At 70.4% G+C, this 14006-nt stretch carries 10 protein-coding genes; 7 read left to right on the forward strand and 3 right to left on the reverse strand.

The features are described 5' to 3' along the window. The first annotated feature begins 110 nt into the window (after positions 1-110). From ABZX37_RS04280 to ABZX37_RS04300, 5 genes are all read left to right on the forward strand, one after another. On the forward strand, positions 111-1421 hold the full coding sequence (locus tag ABZX37_RS04280; protein WP_354735849.1) for an MFS transporter: 1311 nt from the start codon (positions 111-113) through the stop codon (positions 1419-1421). 80 nt (positions 1422-1501) lie between these two features. Next, a complete protein-coding gene (locus ABZX37_RS04285; protein WP_354735851.1) occupies positions 1502-1804 on the forward strand; it encodes a hypothetical protein in 303 nt (100 codons plus the stop codon). Next, positions 1804-3195, forward strand: a complete 1392-nt coding sequence (locus tag ABZX37_RS04290; RefSeq protein WP_354735853.1) for a glycohydrolase toxin TNT-related protein — start codon at positions 1804-1806, stop codon at positions 3193-3195. The genes ABZX37_RS04285 and ABZX37_RS04290 overlap by 1 nt, the downstream gene beginning before the upstream one ends. Further along, positions 3196-5424, forward strand: a complete 2229-nt coding sequence (locus tag ABZX37_RS04295) for an ADP-ribosylglycohydrolase family protein (RefSeq protein WP_354735855.1) — start codon at positions 3196-3198, stop codon at positions 5422-5424. It begins immediately after the preceding gene. 124 nt (positions 5425-5548) lie between these two features. Beyond that, positions 5549-7441, forward strand: a complete 1893-nt coding sequence (locus tag ABZX37_RS04300) for a TNT domain-containing protein (RefSeq protein ID WP_354735857.1) — start codon at positions 5549-5551, stop codon at positions 7439-7441. On the opposite strand, the gene ABZX37_RS04305 is transcribed toward ABZX37_RS04300, so the two are convergent. The 3 genes from ABZX37_RS04305 to ABZX37_RS04315 form a co-directional block, all read right to left on the reverse strand. Then, complete coding sequence (locus ABZX37_RS04305) at positions 7427-8260, reverse strand: class I SAM-dependent methyltransferase (RefSeq protein WP_354735858.1); 834 nt, start codon at positions 8258-8260, stop codon at positions 7427-7429. The genes ABZX37_RS04300 and ABZX37_RS04305 overlap by 15 nt on opposite strands. Continuing rightward, positions 8245-9570, reverse strand: coding sequence for an ATP-binding protein (locus ABZX37_RS04310; protein WP_354735860.1), 1326 nt, complete (start codon positions 9568-9570; stop codon positions 8245-8247). The genes ABZX37_RS04305 and ABZX37_RS04310 overlap by 16 nt, the downstream gene beginning before the upstream one ends. A gap of 110 nt (positions 9571-9680) precedes the next feature. Continuing rightward, positions 9681-11126: a CCA tRNA nucleotidyltransferase gene (locus ABZX37_RS04315; protein ID WP_354735862.1), complete on the reverse strand. Its 1446-nt coding sequence runs from the start codon at positions 11124-11126 to the stop codon at positions 9681-9683. A gap of 101 nt (positions 11127-11227) precedes the next feature. Between ABZX37_RS04315 and ABZX37_RS04320 the strand changes: the two genes are divergently transcribed. Both ABZX37_RS04320 and ABZX37_RS04325 read left to right on the forward strand, forming a co-directional pair. After that, positions 11228-11734, forward strand: coding sequence for an NUDIX hydrolase (locus ABZX37_RS04320; RefSeq protein ID WP_354735864.1), 507 nt, complete (start codon positions 11228-11230; stop codon positions 11732-11734). A 14-nt stretch (positions 11735-11748) separates the two neighbouring features. Further along, positions 11749-13911 (forward strand): DUF6049 family protein, encoded by a 2163-nt coding sequence (locus ABZX37_RS04325; protein ID WP_354735865.1) that lies wholly within the window; start codon positions 11749-11751, stop codon positions 13909-13911. Positions 13912-14006: the final 95 nt, after the last annotated feature.

Raw genomic sequence — 14006 nt, forward strand, 5'->3', positions numbered from 1 at the left:
CTCTGGCTGGCTTGGCGGGCCGTTCCCACCCTGGTCTGTCTGTGGGGTGGGGAGTGGTTGGGGTGTCTCATTTTTCGGGTTTTGTCGGGGGGTCTCGGTAGGGTTGCGGGGTGAAGGTGGGGGAGCGGCGGCTGGGTTGGCAATTGGTTCGGGATCCGTTGTTTCGGCGGTTGCTGTGCACGCGGTTCGCGGCGCAGTGGGGGGACGGCGTTTTCCGGGCCGGGTTGGCTGGGGCCGTTTTGTTCAATCCGGAGCGGGCGACGGATCCGTTGGCCATCGCGGAGGGGTTTGCGGCCCTGCTGCTCCCGTATTCGCTGGTGGGGCCGTTCGCGGGGGCGTTGCTCGATCGGTGGGACCGGCGGCGGGTGCTCGTGTTCGCGAATCTCGTGCGGGCTCTGGCGATCGTGGCGTCGGTCTTCGCGGTGGGGGCCGGGGTCGGCGGGATCGGGTTGTTTTCGCTCGCGTTGCTCGCCGAGGGGGTCAGCCGGTTCATCGGGTCTGGGTTGTCGGCTGCGTTGCCGCACATCGTGGAGCCCAAGGCAGTCGTTTCCGCGAACGCGGTGGCGGCGACGCTCGGGTCGGCGATCGCGGTCGTCGGGGGCGGGTGCGCGATTGGGTTGCGCGCGGTGTTCGGGTCTGGCGACGTCGGGTCGGCGGAGACCACGGCGTTCGCGGCGGTCGGGGCGTTGTTGTCGGCCTTTCTCGCGCGTCGGTTCGCGAAGGGAGTGCTGGGGCCGACGGTGGTGGACGAGCCGCCTAATCCCGTGGTGGCGGTTGCGCGGGGGCTCGCGGACGGCGCCCGGCACGCGTGGCGGGCGCCCAGTGTCACGGCTGGGTTCGTCGCGTTGTTCGCGCATCGCGCTGCGTACGGGATTTCGTTGCTGGTCAGCGTGTTGCTGATGCGCAATTACTTCACTGACGACGGGGTTTTCCGCGCGGGATTGCCTGGGCTTGGGCAGCTGGTCGCGTGCGCGGGGGCAGGAATTCTCGTCGCGGGTCTGGTGACGGCGAGGCTGATCCGGTCGGTCGGGCGGCTTCGGACGGTTCTCGGGTCGCTGCTCATCTCGGCGGTCACGCAGGCCGCGCTCGGGTTGCCGATGTTGCTGCCGTTGGCGGTGGTCGCGTCGTTCCTGATCATGGGGACCGGTCAGGTGTTGAAGCTGTCTGTCGATTCCTCGGTACAGCTGGACGTCGCGGACGAGGCTCGCGGGCGCGTCTTCGCCCTCTACGACACGCTGTTCAACATCACCCAGGTAGTCGCGGTCTCGATCGCGGCGGCGTTCGTCAAGGACAACGGGTACTCGCCGGAGCTGATGGTCGTCGCGACCGTGCTCTATCTGCTGGGCGGGGCCGGATATCTGCTGGCCCGCCGACGCCGCGGCGATTCGCTGCCGCAAACCGTTGAAGCCAAACGGGGGTAGTAACTCACCGTCTGGCATTAGGGTGACTTGTGACCCGGTCGAGTTAATCTCGGCACGCGCAACCGACACGAGGGGCCACCGTGAGCACCATCGGCGACGACCGTGCCCGTCTCGACGCCGCTCCAGCTGTCCTGACCTCGCCCGACGGGCTCGTCCGCGCGACCGCCGGACCAGCAGGCACGCTCGGCCGGCTCGAATTCGCCCCGGACGCCTTCGAGCGGACGACGCCCGCGCAGCTCGCGCTGACCGTCCAGACGCTCGTGCAGCACCTGGCCGACGCACCCGAACCGCAGCACACGTCCTCGATGCCTGCCCCGCGGCCGACTCCGCGCCGCGTCCGTCCGCGCGGAACCGTTCCGCAGAACCGCCGTCGCGGGTCCTGATGTCGTCCGCTCCGGACGAAATGATTCACGTGGAACCAACGAGTACCGGTCAGCAGGCGCTCGTCGAGCTCGGTCGGCTGATCAAGGCGCACCGGGCCGATCCGGACGCGGCGGCCGGTATCGGGTTCGCCCAGCTCGGCGACCATTTCGAGGTGCAGGCGCGCAATACCGTCGCCAGCACGGAGGTCGTCCAGCGGCTCACCGCGTTGCGGGCTGAGATGTATCAGGAGGGGCGCGGCACCTGGGTTCAGGCGCGCTACGTGCTCACGCCGGACGGCACGTTCGACTTCGAGTACTTCACCGACGGCGAACCCCCGTGGACCACGCCGCCCGATTCGACCGCCTACCTCGCCGAACTCACCACCTTCCCCCGCGACGACGAGCATCTTCCCGACTGGTGGCGGCTGCACGTCGGACTCCCGCTCGGCGTCAAGTTCCGGCACGCCGCAGCCGGAACCGGCGAACCGCTGTCGGAAGAAGAGCTGCCGCTCGTGCTGCGGTACCTCGAACGCGAGGCCGAGGTCGGCGAAAAACACCGCACCGACGGCACCTGGATCTGGCCGGTCGAGGTGGCCGAGCGCTTAAGAGAACACGGCACAGCGCCCGAGGCGGAACTCCTCCAACACATCCGTGACATGGGCTTTCACCCGCCGTACGTCGAGCACCTGGTGCGCCGCACAGCGGAAGCTGACCTTGCCGGAAAGCCCCGTCCGCGACCGACTCCGGACGACGTCCAGCGGACCGCGGGCGACATCGCGGCCGAGCGGGAGACCAACCCGGACCCGGTCCTGTCCGACGCCGAACTCCTGGACCACCTCGGCCACCGGCTCGATTCCTTCGGCATCTGGCACGACGTCCGCTGCCTCGGCGGCCGGGAAGCCGGAAAATGGAGCCTCTACCAGGGCAAAGCCGATTGGGCAGTGGTCGCGCCGGACGGTCGCGAACAGACCTTCGCCCGCCTCGAAGACGCCGCTCAACAGCTGCTCGGCGCACTGCTGCTGCATCCCGCCCGCACGACCGGCGGCCGCGAAACTCCGCTGGAAACCGCGCGGGAGGTCGCCGACTGGCCGGTCCAGCCCATGCCGGGTGACCCTCCCCTCACGCTGCTGCGGAACAAGAGACTCACTCGGTTGGCGGAAGGTACCGTCGTCCTGCGATTCGGCGAAGAACCCGGCAACCTGGTCCACCACCAGGCGGTACGGTTCGCGACGACGTCCCTGCCACTCGAACGGGAGCGCATGACCAGCACTTTTCGCCTCCGAAGATCACTCCACGTGATCACCGGGGTGACGGTGCCCTGGGCGAACCTTCCCGGCGGGGCGGTGGCGTACGTCTTGCCCAAGCCGATCGCGGAGCACGAGTCCGACGGAAGCCTGGAGAGGATCGAGTAGGTGGAAGCGGCGGAAGCGGTAGACAAGGTCGGGAAGTGGTTGCGCGCCGTGCACGGCCCCGAGGTCTCCGGGCCGGGCGGCCTCCGGGTCGACCACGACCGCGTGCTGCGGGTCCCCGAAGGCTGGTCGATCCCCTACAACACCGTCGCGTTCCTCGACGACGGCCGTCCGGACAAGGAACTCTTCCCCGCTCCGTCGGTGCTCGTGCGCGAGCCGGACGGCGAGCTGCGCCAGGCGCATCCGCATCCGGGCGGGCTCAGCACCCCGGTCGCGTACCCGGGCCAGGAGAGCTGGCGCGAGGTTGTCGACCCCGAATACGCGAAAGCCGGGCTCGGCGAGCTCGGCGTGCCGCTTCCCGCTGTCGCGGGCTGGGTGAAGGTCGACAACGACGGCCATCAGACCGGTGACGAACGCGAGAACCCGGAGTACAAAGCCGGTCCGATCCGCCGCGGCTACCCGAAGCCGGAAAACCCGCTGGAAACTCTCCTCGCCTTCGCGAGCGTCGGCTGGCTCTCGCGCGAGCAGCTGCTGATCGGCCTGTTGCGCTGCGAGGTCTTCGTGCCGTTCGACCTCAAAACCGGCGCGACCGACCGCTTCTACTTCTCCGAGGAACGCAACGAGCTGCGCGTCTTCAGCTCGACCCGGCATCTGCCCTCCCGCGAGCACGCCTGGTGGCGCGTCGATCTGGCGACGCTCGCCGAGTTCGAGCACCCGCCGAACCTGGTGATCAACGGCGGACCGGCGACGTTCGAGGACGTCGCGGGCGCCGAGCTGACCACGATCGCGAAACGGTTCCCGCGGCACGAGCCGCGGGTCGACGAGAACGGCCGCTGCCCGGAGATCGAAGAAAACCTGGAGAAGTTCGCCGTCGAAACCGCTGCCCGGATCGGGCTGGAGAAGCCGGTCGACGTGCCGAAGGCAGCCGCGGAACGCGCGCGGCGGCACGGTTTCGAGCTGACCGCCGACGAATGCCGCAAGACCGTCCTCGGCCGGTCGTGGCTGCGCCGGTTCGAACAGCCGGAGCCGAGCCGCTCGCGGCCGAACGACCTGCGCGCCAACGGTCTCGTGCCGTCCTGGGACAACGACGGCCGGGTCGTCCCGAGGCTCGACACCTTCGGCAAGTACCCCGAGACGAGCCTGGAGAACTTCCGCTACGGCTGGCAGCGGGTCGTCGGCGCGTGGGTCGGGTTCGCGCTCGGCGAGGCGCTCGGATCGGCCGTCGACCGGATGCGGCTGGACGAGATCGTCTCGACCTACGGTCCGGACGGCGTCCGCGAACTGCCGCTCGCGTTCGACCAGCCGGGCCGGATCGGCTCGATGACGCAGCGGCTGCTGTTCCTCACCGAAGCGGTGATCCGCAGCCCGCATCGCGAACAGCCGGAGTCGCGCGACGTCGAGAAGCTGTTCCCCAGCGTGGTCCGCGGCGCGCTCGGCCGCTGGCTGCACACGCAGGGCGCGGCGATCCAGAACGCCGACGGTTTCCTGGTCAAGGTGCCCGAACTGCACGCCCGCCGCGCCATCGACGACGCCGAGCTCAACGCGTACCACGCGCTGGTCACCGGCGATCCGCAAGCCGCGCCGCTGTCAGGCCCGGCCGCGCTGGTCGGCGCGCTGCCCGCGGTGCTGACCGCGGCCGGTCCGGGCACCGGGTTCAGCGGCGGCATCGGCCAGGTCGTGCGCGATCTGGCCGGCGTGACGCACCAGCCGGACGACGTGGCTGCCTCTACGTACCTGGCGTGGGTGTTCGAAAAGGCGCTCACGAAGGATTCGTTCAGCTATCCGGTGTGGAACCTGTCCCGCGAAGTCCTGGACGAGCACGACGGTCCGGAGTGGGGTCCGGTGCGCGACCTGGTCGCCGAGGCGGTGCCGTTCTTCGGCGAGCACGGCCTGCCGGACCTGCGGATGCCGGAGCTGATCGGCGACGGGCACAGCACGCTGTCCGTCCTCGGCCGTTCGTTCGCCGCGCTGTCCGGGTTCGAGAACTACCCGGAGCAGGCGATGCTGCGCGCGGTGAACCATTCCGGCCGCAGCGCGCTCAGCGGCGCGTTGACCGGTGCGCTGCTCGGCGCGCGGGTGGGCGTTCCCGGACTGCCCCGAAAGTGGGTCGAGCAGCTTGAACTGCACCACCTGATCGAACAGGTGGCGACCGACGCGCTGTGGCATTTCGACCGCCATTCGGCTCGGAACGCACTCGGCGACGCCTGGGTTCAGCGCTACCCACGGCACTGATCGGTCACCCGAGCAGGTATTTGTGGGCGCATATTCTCCCGTCTCCGGTGACCGATGGTCGGGTCGTGACACGGTCAGATAGGTTCGTTGCGGCTACACGGGGGACTTCGGGGAGGAACCAGACGTGCGGTACCGGGTGGAATCGGGAGAACGCCCAGACGGCCTGTACGCGACGCTCGACGATCGCACTTTCGCGGCACAACGCTCCACCACCGACGGCACGCTGCTGCTGACCGTCATCGGTGACGAGGAAGCGCCCGAGGGCTTCGACCGCGAGCACGAGGGCAAGCCGGCCAGAGTCGTACTCGCGAACGAGGTGCCCGCGACGTTCGACCTGCGCACCTATGTCGAATACGACGACGAGCTGTTCGAGGTCGCGCCGGGCGACCAGGCGAATCTGACCTTGCGCTGGACGCGGCACGATCCGGCGCGCGCGGCGCAGCTCGGGCTCACCGATTTCTCGGTGACCGTCCCGGGCAAGCAGCTCACCGGGCTGTGGCTGACCCGGCACGACTACGGCGAGCCGAAGGCCGAGACCGAGGGCGGCGACCAGACGCGGATCCTGCGCGGGATCGGCCGCACGCTGCGCCAGGTGCCCGGCGGGTGGTCGCGGGTCGCGGCGCAGTTCCGGCAGGTCGGCGACTACTCCGAGCTGGAGGTCCGCGCGGTCGGCGACGAGAACGGCCCGGTTTCGGTGTCGCTGCCCGGCACGCCGCAGCTGAGCACGCTGTTCACCCAGCTGCGCGCGTCGATGTACCAGCCGGAAAGCGGCACCTGGTTCCAAGGCACCTTCACGCTCGACGCCGATTCGCAGTTCGATTTCGACTTCGACGCCGACCAGGAGCCGGACTGGCGGCTGCCGCCCAACGACGGCGGCGAGCCCGCCCGCGAGTCCTACCTCGTCGAGCTGACCCGCTTCCCGCGCCCGGACAAGCACCTGCCGGACTGGCTCGGCGCGAAGGCCGGGCTGCCGCTGACCGTCGGGTTCCGCCAGGCGCGGCCGGTCGACGTGCACAACGAGGGCGAACGGCCCGTGGTGAACCGTCCGCCGGTGCCGCCGGACCAGGTCCGCGGCGTGCTCGACTACCTGTTCCGCTCGCCGGTCGTGCTGCACCGGCCGGTCCCGCAGCCGGACATCTTCGCGCCCGGCGCGCCGCCGGACGTGCCGCAGGCCTTCCACACCGACGGCACCTGGATCTGGCCCGCGGCCGTGCCGCACTACCTGCGCAAATACGGCGTCCCGCCGGAGCCGGAGCTGGTCGAGCACATCCGCGCCGCCGGGTTTCGGCCGCCGATCGTGCGCGATCTGGTGCGCGCGACCGCCGAGGCCGACGTGCTCGGCAAACCGCGCCCGGGGCGTACCGAGGCCGATCTCCCGGACGACAGCTCGCTCGCCCGCGCGGCCCGCGGCGAACAGACCCACGCCCTGCGCGGGGCCGAGACCTTGGCGCTGCTGCAGCAACGGCTCGTCGAGCACGGGGTGCCGTCGTCGGCGTACCGGATCGGCGCGGACGAGGTGCCCGCCGAGGGTGTGTGGACGTTGCGCCGCGCGGAAAACCGCTGGGAGGTTTCGCGTCCGCCCGCAGTGGAGCCGGTGGCGTTCGCCAATCTCGCCGACGCGGCCCGGTTCCTCCTCGGCACGCTGCTGATGCTGCCGCCGCAGGCCCCGGAGGAATCCGATCAGCCCGCGGACTGGCCGATCCTGCCGATGCGCGGCGAGCCGCCGCTGTCGTTCTTCCGCGGCAAGCGGATCGTCGCGCTGCCCGCCGGCACGACAGTCGTCCGGTTCGGCCCGGAGGCCGGAAACCTGGTGCACGCGAATTCGGTGCGGTTCCTCGAAACCTCGCTGACGCCGGACCGCGAACGCGATCGGCACGAATACCGCGTGCAGCGCACGATCCGGGTGCTGACCGGCGTCACGACACCGTGGGGCCAGCAGCCCGGCGGAGCGACGGCGTACCTGCTGCCGCGGCCGATCGCGCAGCACCTGGAGCAGGGAACGCTATCCCGGCTGTGAAGCCGTGATCAGCACGGCGGGCGACCACCAGTAGTCCGCGAGCGGTTCCACGGTCACGTCGGCGAACCCGGCGGCTTCGAGCTGCCGGGTCCACTGCGCGGCCGGATGCTCCCAGTTCGTCCGCGCCTTCCCGGCGGCGACGCCGAGCAGCACGGGCAGCAGAAACCCTTGCGCCACCAGGGAAGCCTGCTCGCCGTATTCGGCAACGCCGCGTTCGTACCGCCGCGCGAGCGACTCCAGGTCGGCGGTGTCCGGCACGTCGAATTCGGCCAGCACCAACCGTTCCGTCCGCGGCCGCAACGCGCTCAGCACCTCGGCCCGGGCGGAAGGTTCGATCGACTGCAGCGCGAACGTCGACTGCGTGAGGTTCCACGTGGAACCGTCCGTGGCGAGAAAGTCCTGCGCGGTCAACGAAAACCGGCGCGCACCAGCGACTTCGACGTCCGCGAGCAGCGCCTCCGACGGCTCCACGAGGTCGATCCGCTCCGGCCGGAACGAGGCCCGCGCCAACGCCGGTTCGATCGCCAACCCGTCGCCGCAGCCGAGATCCAGCAACGCGGCCGGACGCCAGGAGTCGTACCGCGCAGCGAGTTCCTCGCTCAACCGCCGGTACAACCCGACGTTCCCGCCCCCGCGAATGAACGCCGTGAACGCGGCGGGCCGGTCATAAACCGGACCGCTCGACCCGTCCGCGAGATACGTCGCCAGCTCAGCGCCCAACGGGGTCCCGGAAGCCGAGGCAAGCGCACCCGCCCGCTCGGCATCGCCGTCCCGATACGCCGCCAGCGCACCGGCCACCCCGCTCACAGCGGCACCCACAACGTCACCCTCGTTCCGCTCCCGGGACTCGATTCGACCAGCGAAGTCCCGCCGACCTCGGACAACCGCGCGGTGATCGACTCGCTGATCCCGAACCCGGCAGGCCGATCCTGCGGACTGAAGCCGGTGCCGTGGTCCCGCGTGATCACCGCGATCCCGCCGTTGCGTTCCTCCACGCGTACCACGACTTTGTCGGTCTCCGCGTGCTTCATCGTGTTGCGCATCGCTTCCCGCACCGCGTCGCGGATCGCGATCTGCCGGACCTCGGACAGCGTGTCGTTGTCCAGCTCCGCGATCACCAACTGCGCGCGCAGACCGTCGCGCGCCATCTCAGCGGCCAGCGCCGCGAGCTTCTCGCCGAGCGGCCGTGCGCCCTCCTCGGCCCGCTGCGCGGCGGCGGTCTCGATCGTCTGCCGCAGCTCGATCGCCTGCGCGCGGGCCAGCCGCTGCACCTCGACCAGCCGCTGATCCGAATCGCCCGGACCGCCGAGCGCGATCGCCTCCAGCGTCTGCAACACCGTGTCGTGCAGCATCCGGTGCTGCCGCGCGCGTTCGGCGAGCCGCCCGTTGCGGATCCCGTACGCCAGCGCCAGCCGGATCCCGAGCCCGAGCAGGACCAGCGCGCCGACAGCGGTGAACAGGACGCCGAACAGCGTCGGGTACAGCGACGCGGCCTGCTCGAAATCGAACGTGCCGTGGTTGAGCAGATCCGACAGCAGCCGCACCGGCAGGCTGAGCACCGCCAGCCCGATCCCGGACGGGATGCCGACGGCGAGCGTGAGCAGGGCGACGCTGCCGAGCAGGTGTTTGTCGGCGACACCGACCGCGTCGTGGAACACCGCGGGAGACACCGTCGCGCCGATGAACAGCTCGAACAGGACCGTGGACGCGAGATCGATCAACAACAGCCGCGCCGCGAGGTCACTGCGGAACGGGGCCCGGCGCATCATCCAGAAGATGCCGAACACGCTCAGCGCCATCGAGTACGCGGCGACCACCGCGACCGACCCCAGCCCGGCCGATCCGTGCTTGACCGCGTACGAGGCGAACGTCGCGGGCACCACCAGCACCCGGTAGACGAGCGGGACCAGCACCACGTAGCGGGCCGCCCGCAGCAGCAACCCGTCGCGGTTCCGTTCGTCGACCGGACCGGCCATCCGCGAGATCCGCTGCAGCGCGCGCACCGGGGTCGGATCGGCGATCTCGTCGGTCAGTCCGGTCGTCGCCGTGGCCAGCGCGGGCGTGCCGCGACGCAGCAACATGACGAGAAAGCTGGCGCTTCGCCGGTCCCCGTCGTGCTGCCGCGTCATCGATCCCCCTGTTCGATTCAAGAAAGGGAGTATCTCGGCTGCCCGGTCGATGATCCAGAGGCCAAAGGGGGATCGTGGCGAACCCGCGATCCCGAATTCACTTCTTGGGACTATTCGCCCGAACCGAGGCCCTCCGCCTTGGCCCACTTCTTGAGCTCGGCGACCGCCTCGTCGTGCTCCAGCGGACCGCGGTCGAGGCGCAGCTCCTTGAGGAACTTCCAGGCCTGCCCGACCTGCGGGCCGGGCGGGAGGCCGAGCAGCCGCATGATCTCGTTGCCGTCGAGGTCCGGCCGGACGCGGTCGAGGTCCTCCTGCTCCTTGATCCGCGCGATGCGGGCCTCGAGGTCGTCATACGTCGCCTGCAGCGCGGCCGCCTTGCGCTTGTTGCGCGTGGTCGAATCGGCGCGGACGAGCTTGTGCAGGCGGGTCAGCAGGTCGCCGGCGTCGGTGACGTAGCGGCGGACCGCCGAATCGGTCCACTCGCCGCCGCCGTACCCGTGAAACCGCAGGTGGAGGAACACGAGCTGGGAGACCTGCTCGATGATCTCCTTCGAGTACTTCAGCGCCCGCAAACGTTTGCGGGCCATTCGCGCGCCGACCACCTCGTGGTGGTGGAAGCTCACGCCGCCGCCGGGAGCGAACTCGCGCGTGGCCGGCTTGCCGATGTCGTGCAGCAGCGCGGCCAGCCGCAGCACCAGGTCCGGCTCGCTCGTCGGCTCGTGCGATTTCTCCAGCGCGATCGCCTGCGCGAGCACGGTGAGCGAATGCTGGTAGACGTCCTTGTGCTGGTGGTGCTCGTCGATCGCCAGCCGCATGCCGGGCAGTTCGGGCAGCACGCGGTCGGCCAGCCCGGTGTCGACCAGCAGCTCCAGACCCGGCCGCGGGTCCGGGGCGAGCATCAGCTTCGACAGCTCGGTCTGGACCCGCTCGGCGGTGATCCGGTCGATCTCCTCGGCCATCGACGTCATCGCCTCGACCACGCGCGGCGCGGCGGTGAAGCCGAGCTGCGCGGAGAACCGGGCGGCGCGCATCATCCGCAGCGGGTCGTCGGCGAACGACTCCTGCGGCAGCGCCGGAGTGTCGAGCACCTTCAGCCGCAGCGCGTCCATCCCGTCGTGCGGGTCGATGAACGTCTTCCCGACCAGGTCGATCGCCATCGCGTTGACCGTGAAGTCGCGGCGCAGCAGATCGCCCTCGATGGTGTCGCCGAAGGTGACCTCGGGGTTGCGGCCGACGCGGTCGTAGCTGTCCGCGCGGAACGTGGTGATCTCGAGCGTCGTGCCGTTCTTGGTGACGCCGACGGTGCCGAACGCGATGCCGACGTCCCAGACCGCGTCGCCCCACTCGCTCACGATCTGCAGCACCCGGTCCGGGCGCGCGTCCGTGGTGAAGTCGAGATCGTTCGACAGCCTTCCGAGCAGCGCGTCGCGCACGCTGCCGCCCACCAGGTACAAGCTGTGGCCGGCGCGCGCGAAGCGCTCGGCCAGCTCGTCGGCAAGCGGGGACACTCGCATCAGTTCCGTCACCGCGTTCTGCTGGGCGACCAGGTTGTTCACTCGAATCCCACCACGAAAATGGCGCCGCCACCGCGGACGCCGCCGGACACGGACACGGAGAGCCAGAGTACCCGGGCGGCCGTTTGCTCTAGCATCGCAGCATGTCTGGATCTGCCGGTCGCGCCGGACCGCCGACGCCGCGCCGGCGGCGACGGCGCCACCGCGGCAGGCGGCTGACCACGGTCGACGAGACCTCGGCGGGCGGACTGGTCGTCGACCCGGAGCGGGAACGCGCGGTGCTGATCGGGCGGCTCGACCGACACGGCAGACTGCTGTGGTCGTTGCCGAAGGGCCACATCGAGGACGGGGAGACGGTGGAGCAGACCGCGGTGCGCGAGGTGAAGGAGGAAACCGGCATCTCCGCGCGCGTGCTGCACCCGCTTGGCGCCATCGACTACTGGTTCGTCGCGCAGCAGCGCCGGGTGCACAAGACCGTGCACCATTTCCTGCTCGAGGCCACCGGCGGCGAACTGTCGGACGAGGACGTCGAGGTGACCGAGGTCGCCTGGGTTCCGCTGGCCGAGCTGGAGACCACCCTCGCCTACGCGGACGAGCGCAAGCTGGTTCGCGGGGCAGCAGAACTTTTCGCGCCCGACGAGCGCGGCTGAGAGGGAGCACCCGAGTGAAGCGGCCCGCCGCCTTCTTGCTGTCCTTGCTGATCGTCGCCGCCACCGCGTTGTTCGGTGCGCCGGCGGGCGCGCAGGAGAATCCGTCGCCGGAACCCGCCCGGCTGCGGCTCGACCTCGGCCAATTGGCCCCGCGCCTGATCACCAGCTCGGACCAGGCGATCACGGTGACCGGGACGGTCACCAACACCGGGTCCCGGCGGATCGTCAAGCCGATGGCCCGGCTGCAGATCGGGGAACGGCTGGCCAGCCCGCGCGCGATGGACTCGGTGCTCGCCGGCAACCCGGTGCAGGACACCCCGCTCACCGATTTCGCTCCGCTCGCCGAGGACCTGGAGCCGGGGCAGAGCGCCCCGCTGACCATCACGGTGCCGCTCACCGGGCCGCGCGGCGCGGCGCTGCGGCCGGGCGTGTACCCGCTGCTGGTGAACGTGAACGGCACGCCGGAGTACGGCGGCCCGGCCCGGCTCGCCGCGGTGAGCTTGCTCATGCCGGTGCTGTCGACTCCGGGCCACGCGAACAACCAGGCGACGCAGCGGCATTCGAAGCTGGCCGTGCTGTGGCCGATCACCGACAGCACGCCGCACATCCAGTCCGCGCCGTTCGGCGTGCCGATGACGCTCACCGACGATTCGCTGGCCGACGAGCTGGGCCCGGGCGGACGGCTGTACTCCCTGGTCTCGGCGGCGCGGGCAGCGCAGGAGAACAACCAGAAGATCGGCGGTTCGCTGTGCTTCGCCCTCGATCCCGACCTGCTGCGCACCGTCGACGCGATGCGCGGCGGCTACCGGGTCAGCGGCGGGGCGACGGGCAAGGGCGCGGACGCCGCGTCGAACTGGCTGGCGTCGCTGCGCGCGCTGGTCACCGGCCGCTGTGTGATCCCGTTGCCGTTCGCCGACGCCGACCTCACCACGCTGGGCAAGATCCGCGGCGCTGACGGCAACCCGGACGCCAGCCTCATGACCACGGCGCTGAACGGCACCGCGACGATCCGCCAGGTGCTCGGCGTCGAATCGCAAAGCGGCGTGCTGTGGCCGGGCGGGACGCCGGACGACAAGGCACTGGCGGCGATTTCGGCGGGCGGCTTCCAGACCGTCCTCACCGACAGCGCGAAGCTGAAGGCAGGCGGTGACGACGAAACCGTCACCGGCGCGGCCACGCTTTCCGACGGCCTGCGCGCGCAGCCGACCAACTCGATGGCCACCACCGGTCTCACCGGATTCGCGCCGAGCCCGCAGACGCCGACCACCTTCAGCGGAGCGTCGCAGCGCGCGGTCTCCACGCAGAACGGGCTCGCCGCGATCGCGTTCGAAGCCGGGCTCGGCCGTACCGACGGCTCGACCGGCGGCCCGATGCTCATCGCTCCGCCGCGCCGCTGGGACGCCACCACCGACGAGCTGAACGCCTTCCTGTCCGGGCTCGGCAAGCTCACCACCGCGGGCGTGACGGCCGGGTCGACGCTCACCGACCTGCTGAGCAGCACTCCCGAAGGCAGCGCTTCGCTGGTCACGGGCACCCGTTCGGACGGCGGCGCCGCGGTCGCCGACCAGCTGTCCAGTCTCGACCAGGACAGCTCCGGCCTGCTGTCGGCGATGCAGATAGACCAGCGGAACCGGGTCGAGCCGAAGGCGATCGTCGGGCCGGTGCGCGACGCGCTGGTCCGCGGCAGTTCGACCGCGTTCGGGCCGTCGGGGACGTCCTCGTCCGCCTCGGCGAACGCGACCGCCGAACTCGCCGCGATCCGCGACCAGGTGACCGTCGAACAGCCGAAGCAAACGATTGCGCTCGCGTCCGGGTCCTCGCCGCTGCCGGTGTACGTGCACAACGACCTGCCGGTCGGCGTCACCGCGCAGATCGCGCTCAAGAACAACATGGGCATCCGGCCGGAGAAGGCCAAGGACCTGCTTTTCCCGGCGAAGGGCGGGCAGACCCGATACGTGCAGATCGAGGCGCTGCGGGCCGGGCACCTGTCGGTCGATGTGTCGTTGACCACCCCGTCGGGCACCGATCTCGGCGCGACCGCCCGGTTCGAGCTGACCTCGACCGAATACGGCCCGATCACCATCATCGTCACCGTCGCCGCTGGTTGCGCGCTGTTGCTGCTGGCGTCCCGGCGGATCTACCGGCGGATCAAGGAAAGCCGAGGCGGCACGCCCTGACATCCCAAGGGGCCGGGTGCGCGCGCCCGTTCCCGATTACCCTGGGTCGGCGCTGCCACAATGGCAGGGACCAGGGGACCGCAGAGGATTGGGCA

It is taken from the genome of Amycolatopsis sp. NPDC004079, from assembly GCF_040610415.1.
Lineage (GTDB): Bacteria > Actinomycetota > Actinomycetes > Mycobacteriales > Pseudonocardiaceae > Amycolatopsis > Amycolatopsis halotolerans.

What these genes read in the sequence shown, in the direction of transcription:
- ABZX37_RS04290 (WP_354735853.1), top strand. Translation starts at nt 1,804, where the DNA reads ATGTCGTCCGCTCCGGACGAAATGATTCACGTGGAACCAACGAGTACC.
- ABZX37_RS04310 (WP_354735860.1), bottom strand. Translation starts at nt 9,570, where the DNA reads ATGACGCGGCAGCACGACGGGGACCGGCGAAGCGCCAGCTTTCTCGTC.
- ABZX37_RS04320 (WP_354735864.1), top strand. Translation starts at nt 11,228, where the DNA reads ATGTCTGGATCTGCCGGTCGCGCCGGACCGCCGACGCCGCGCCGGCGG.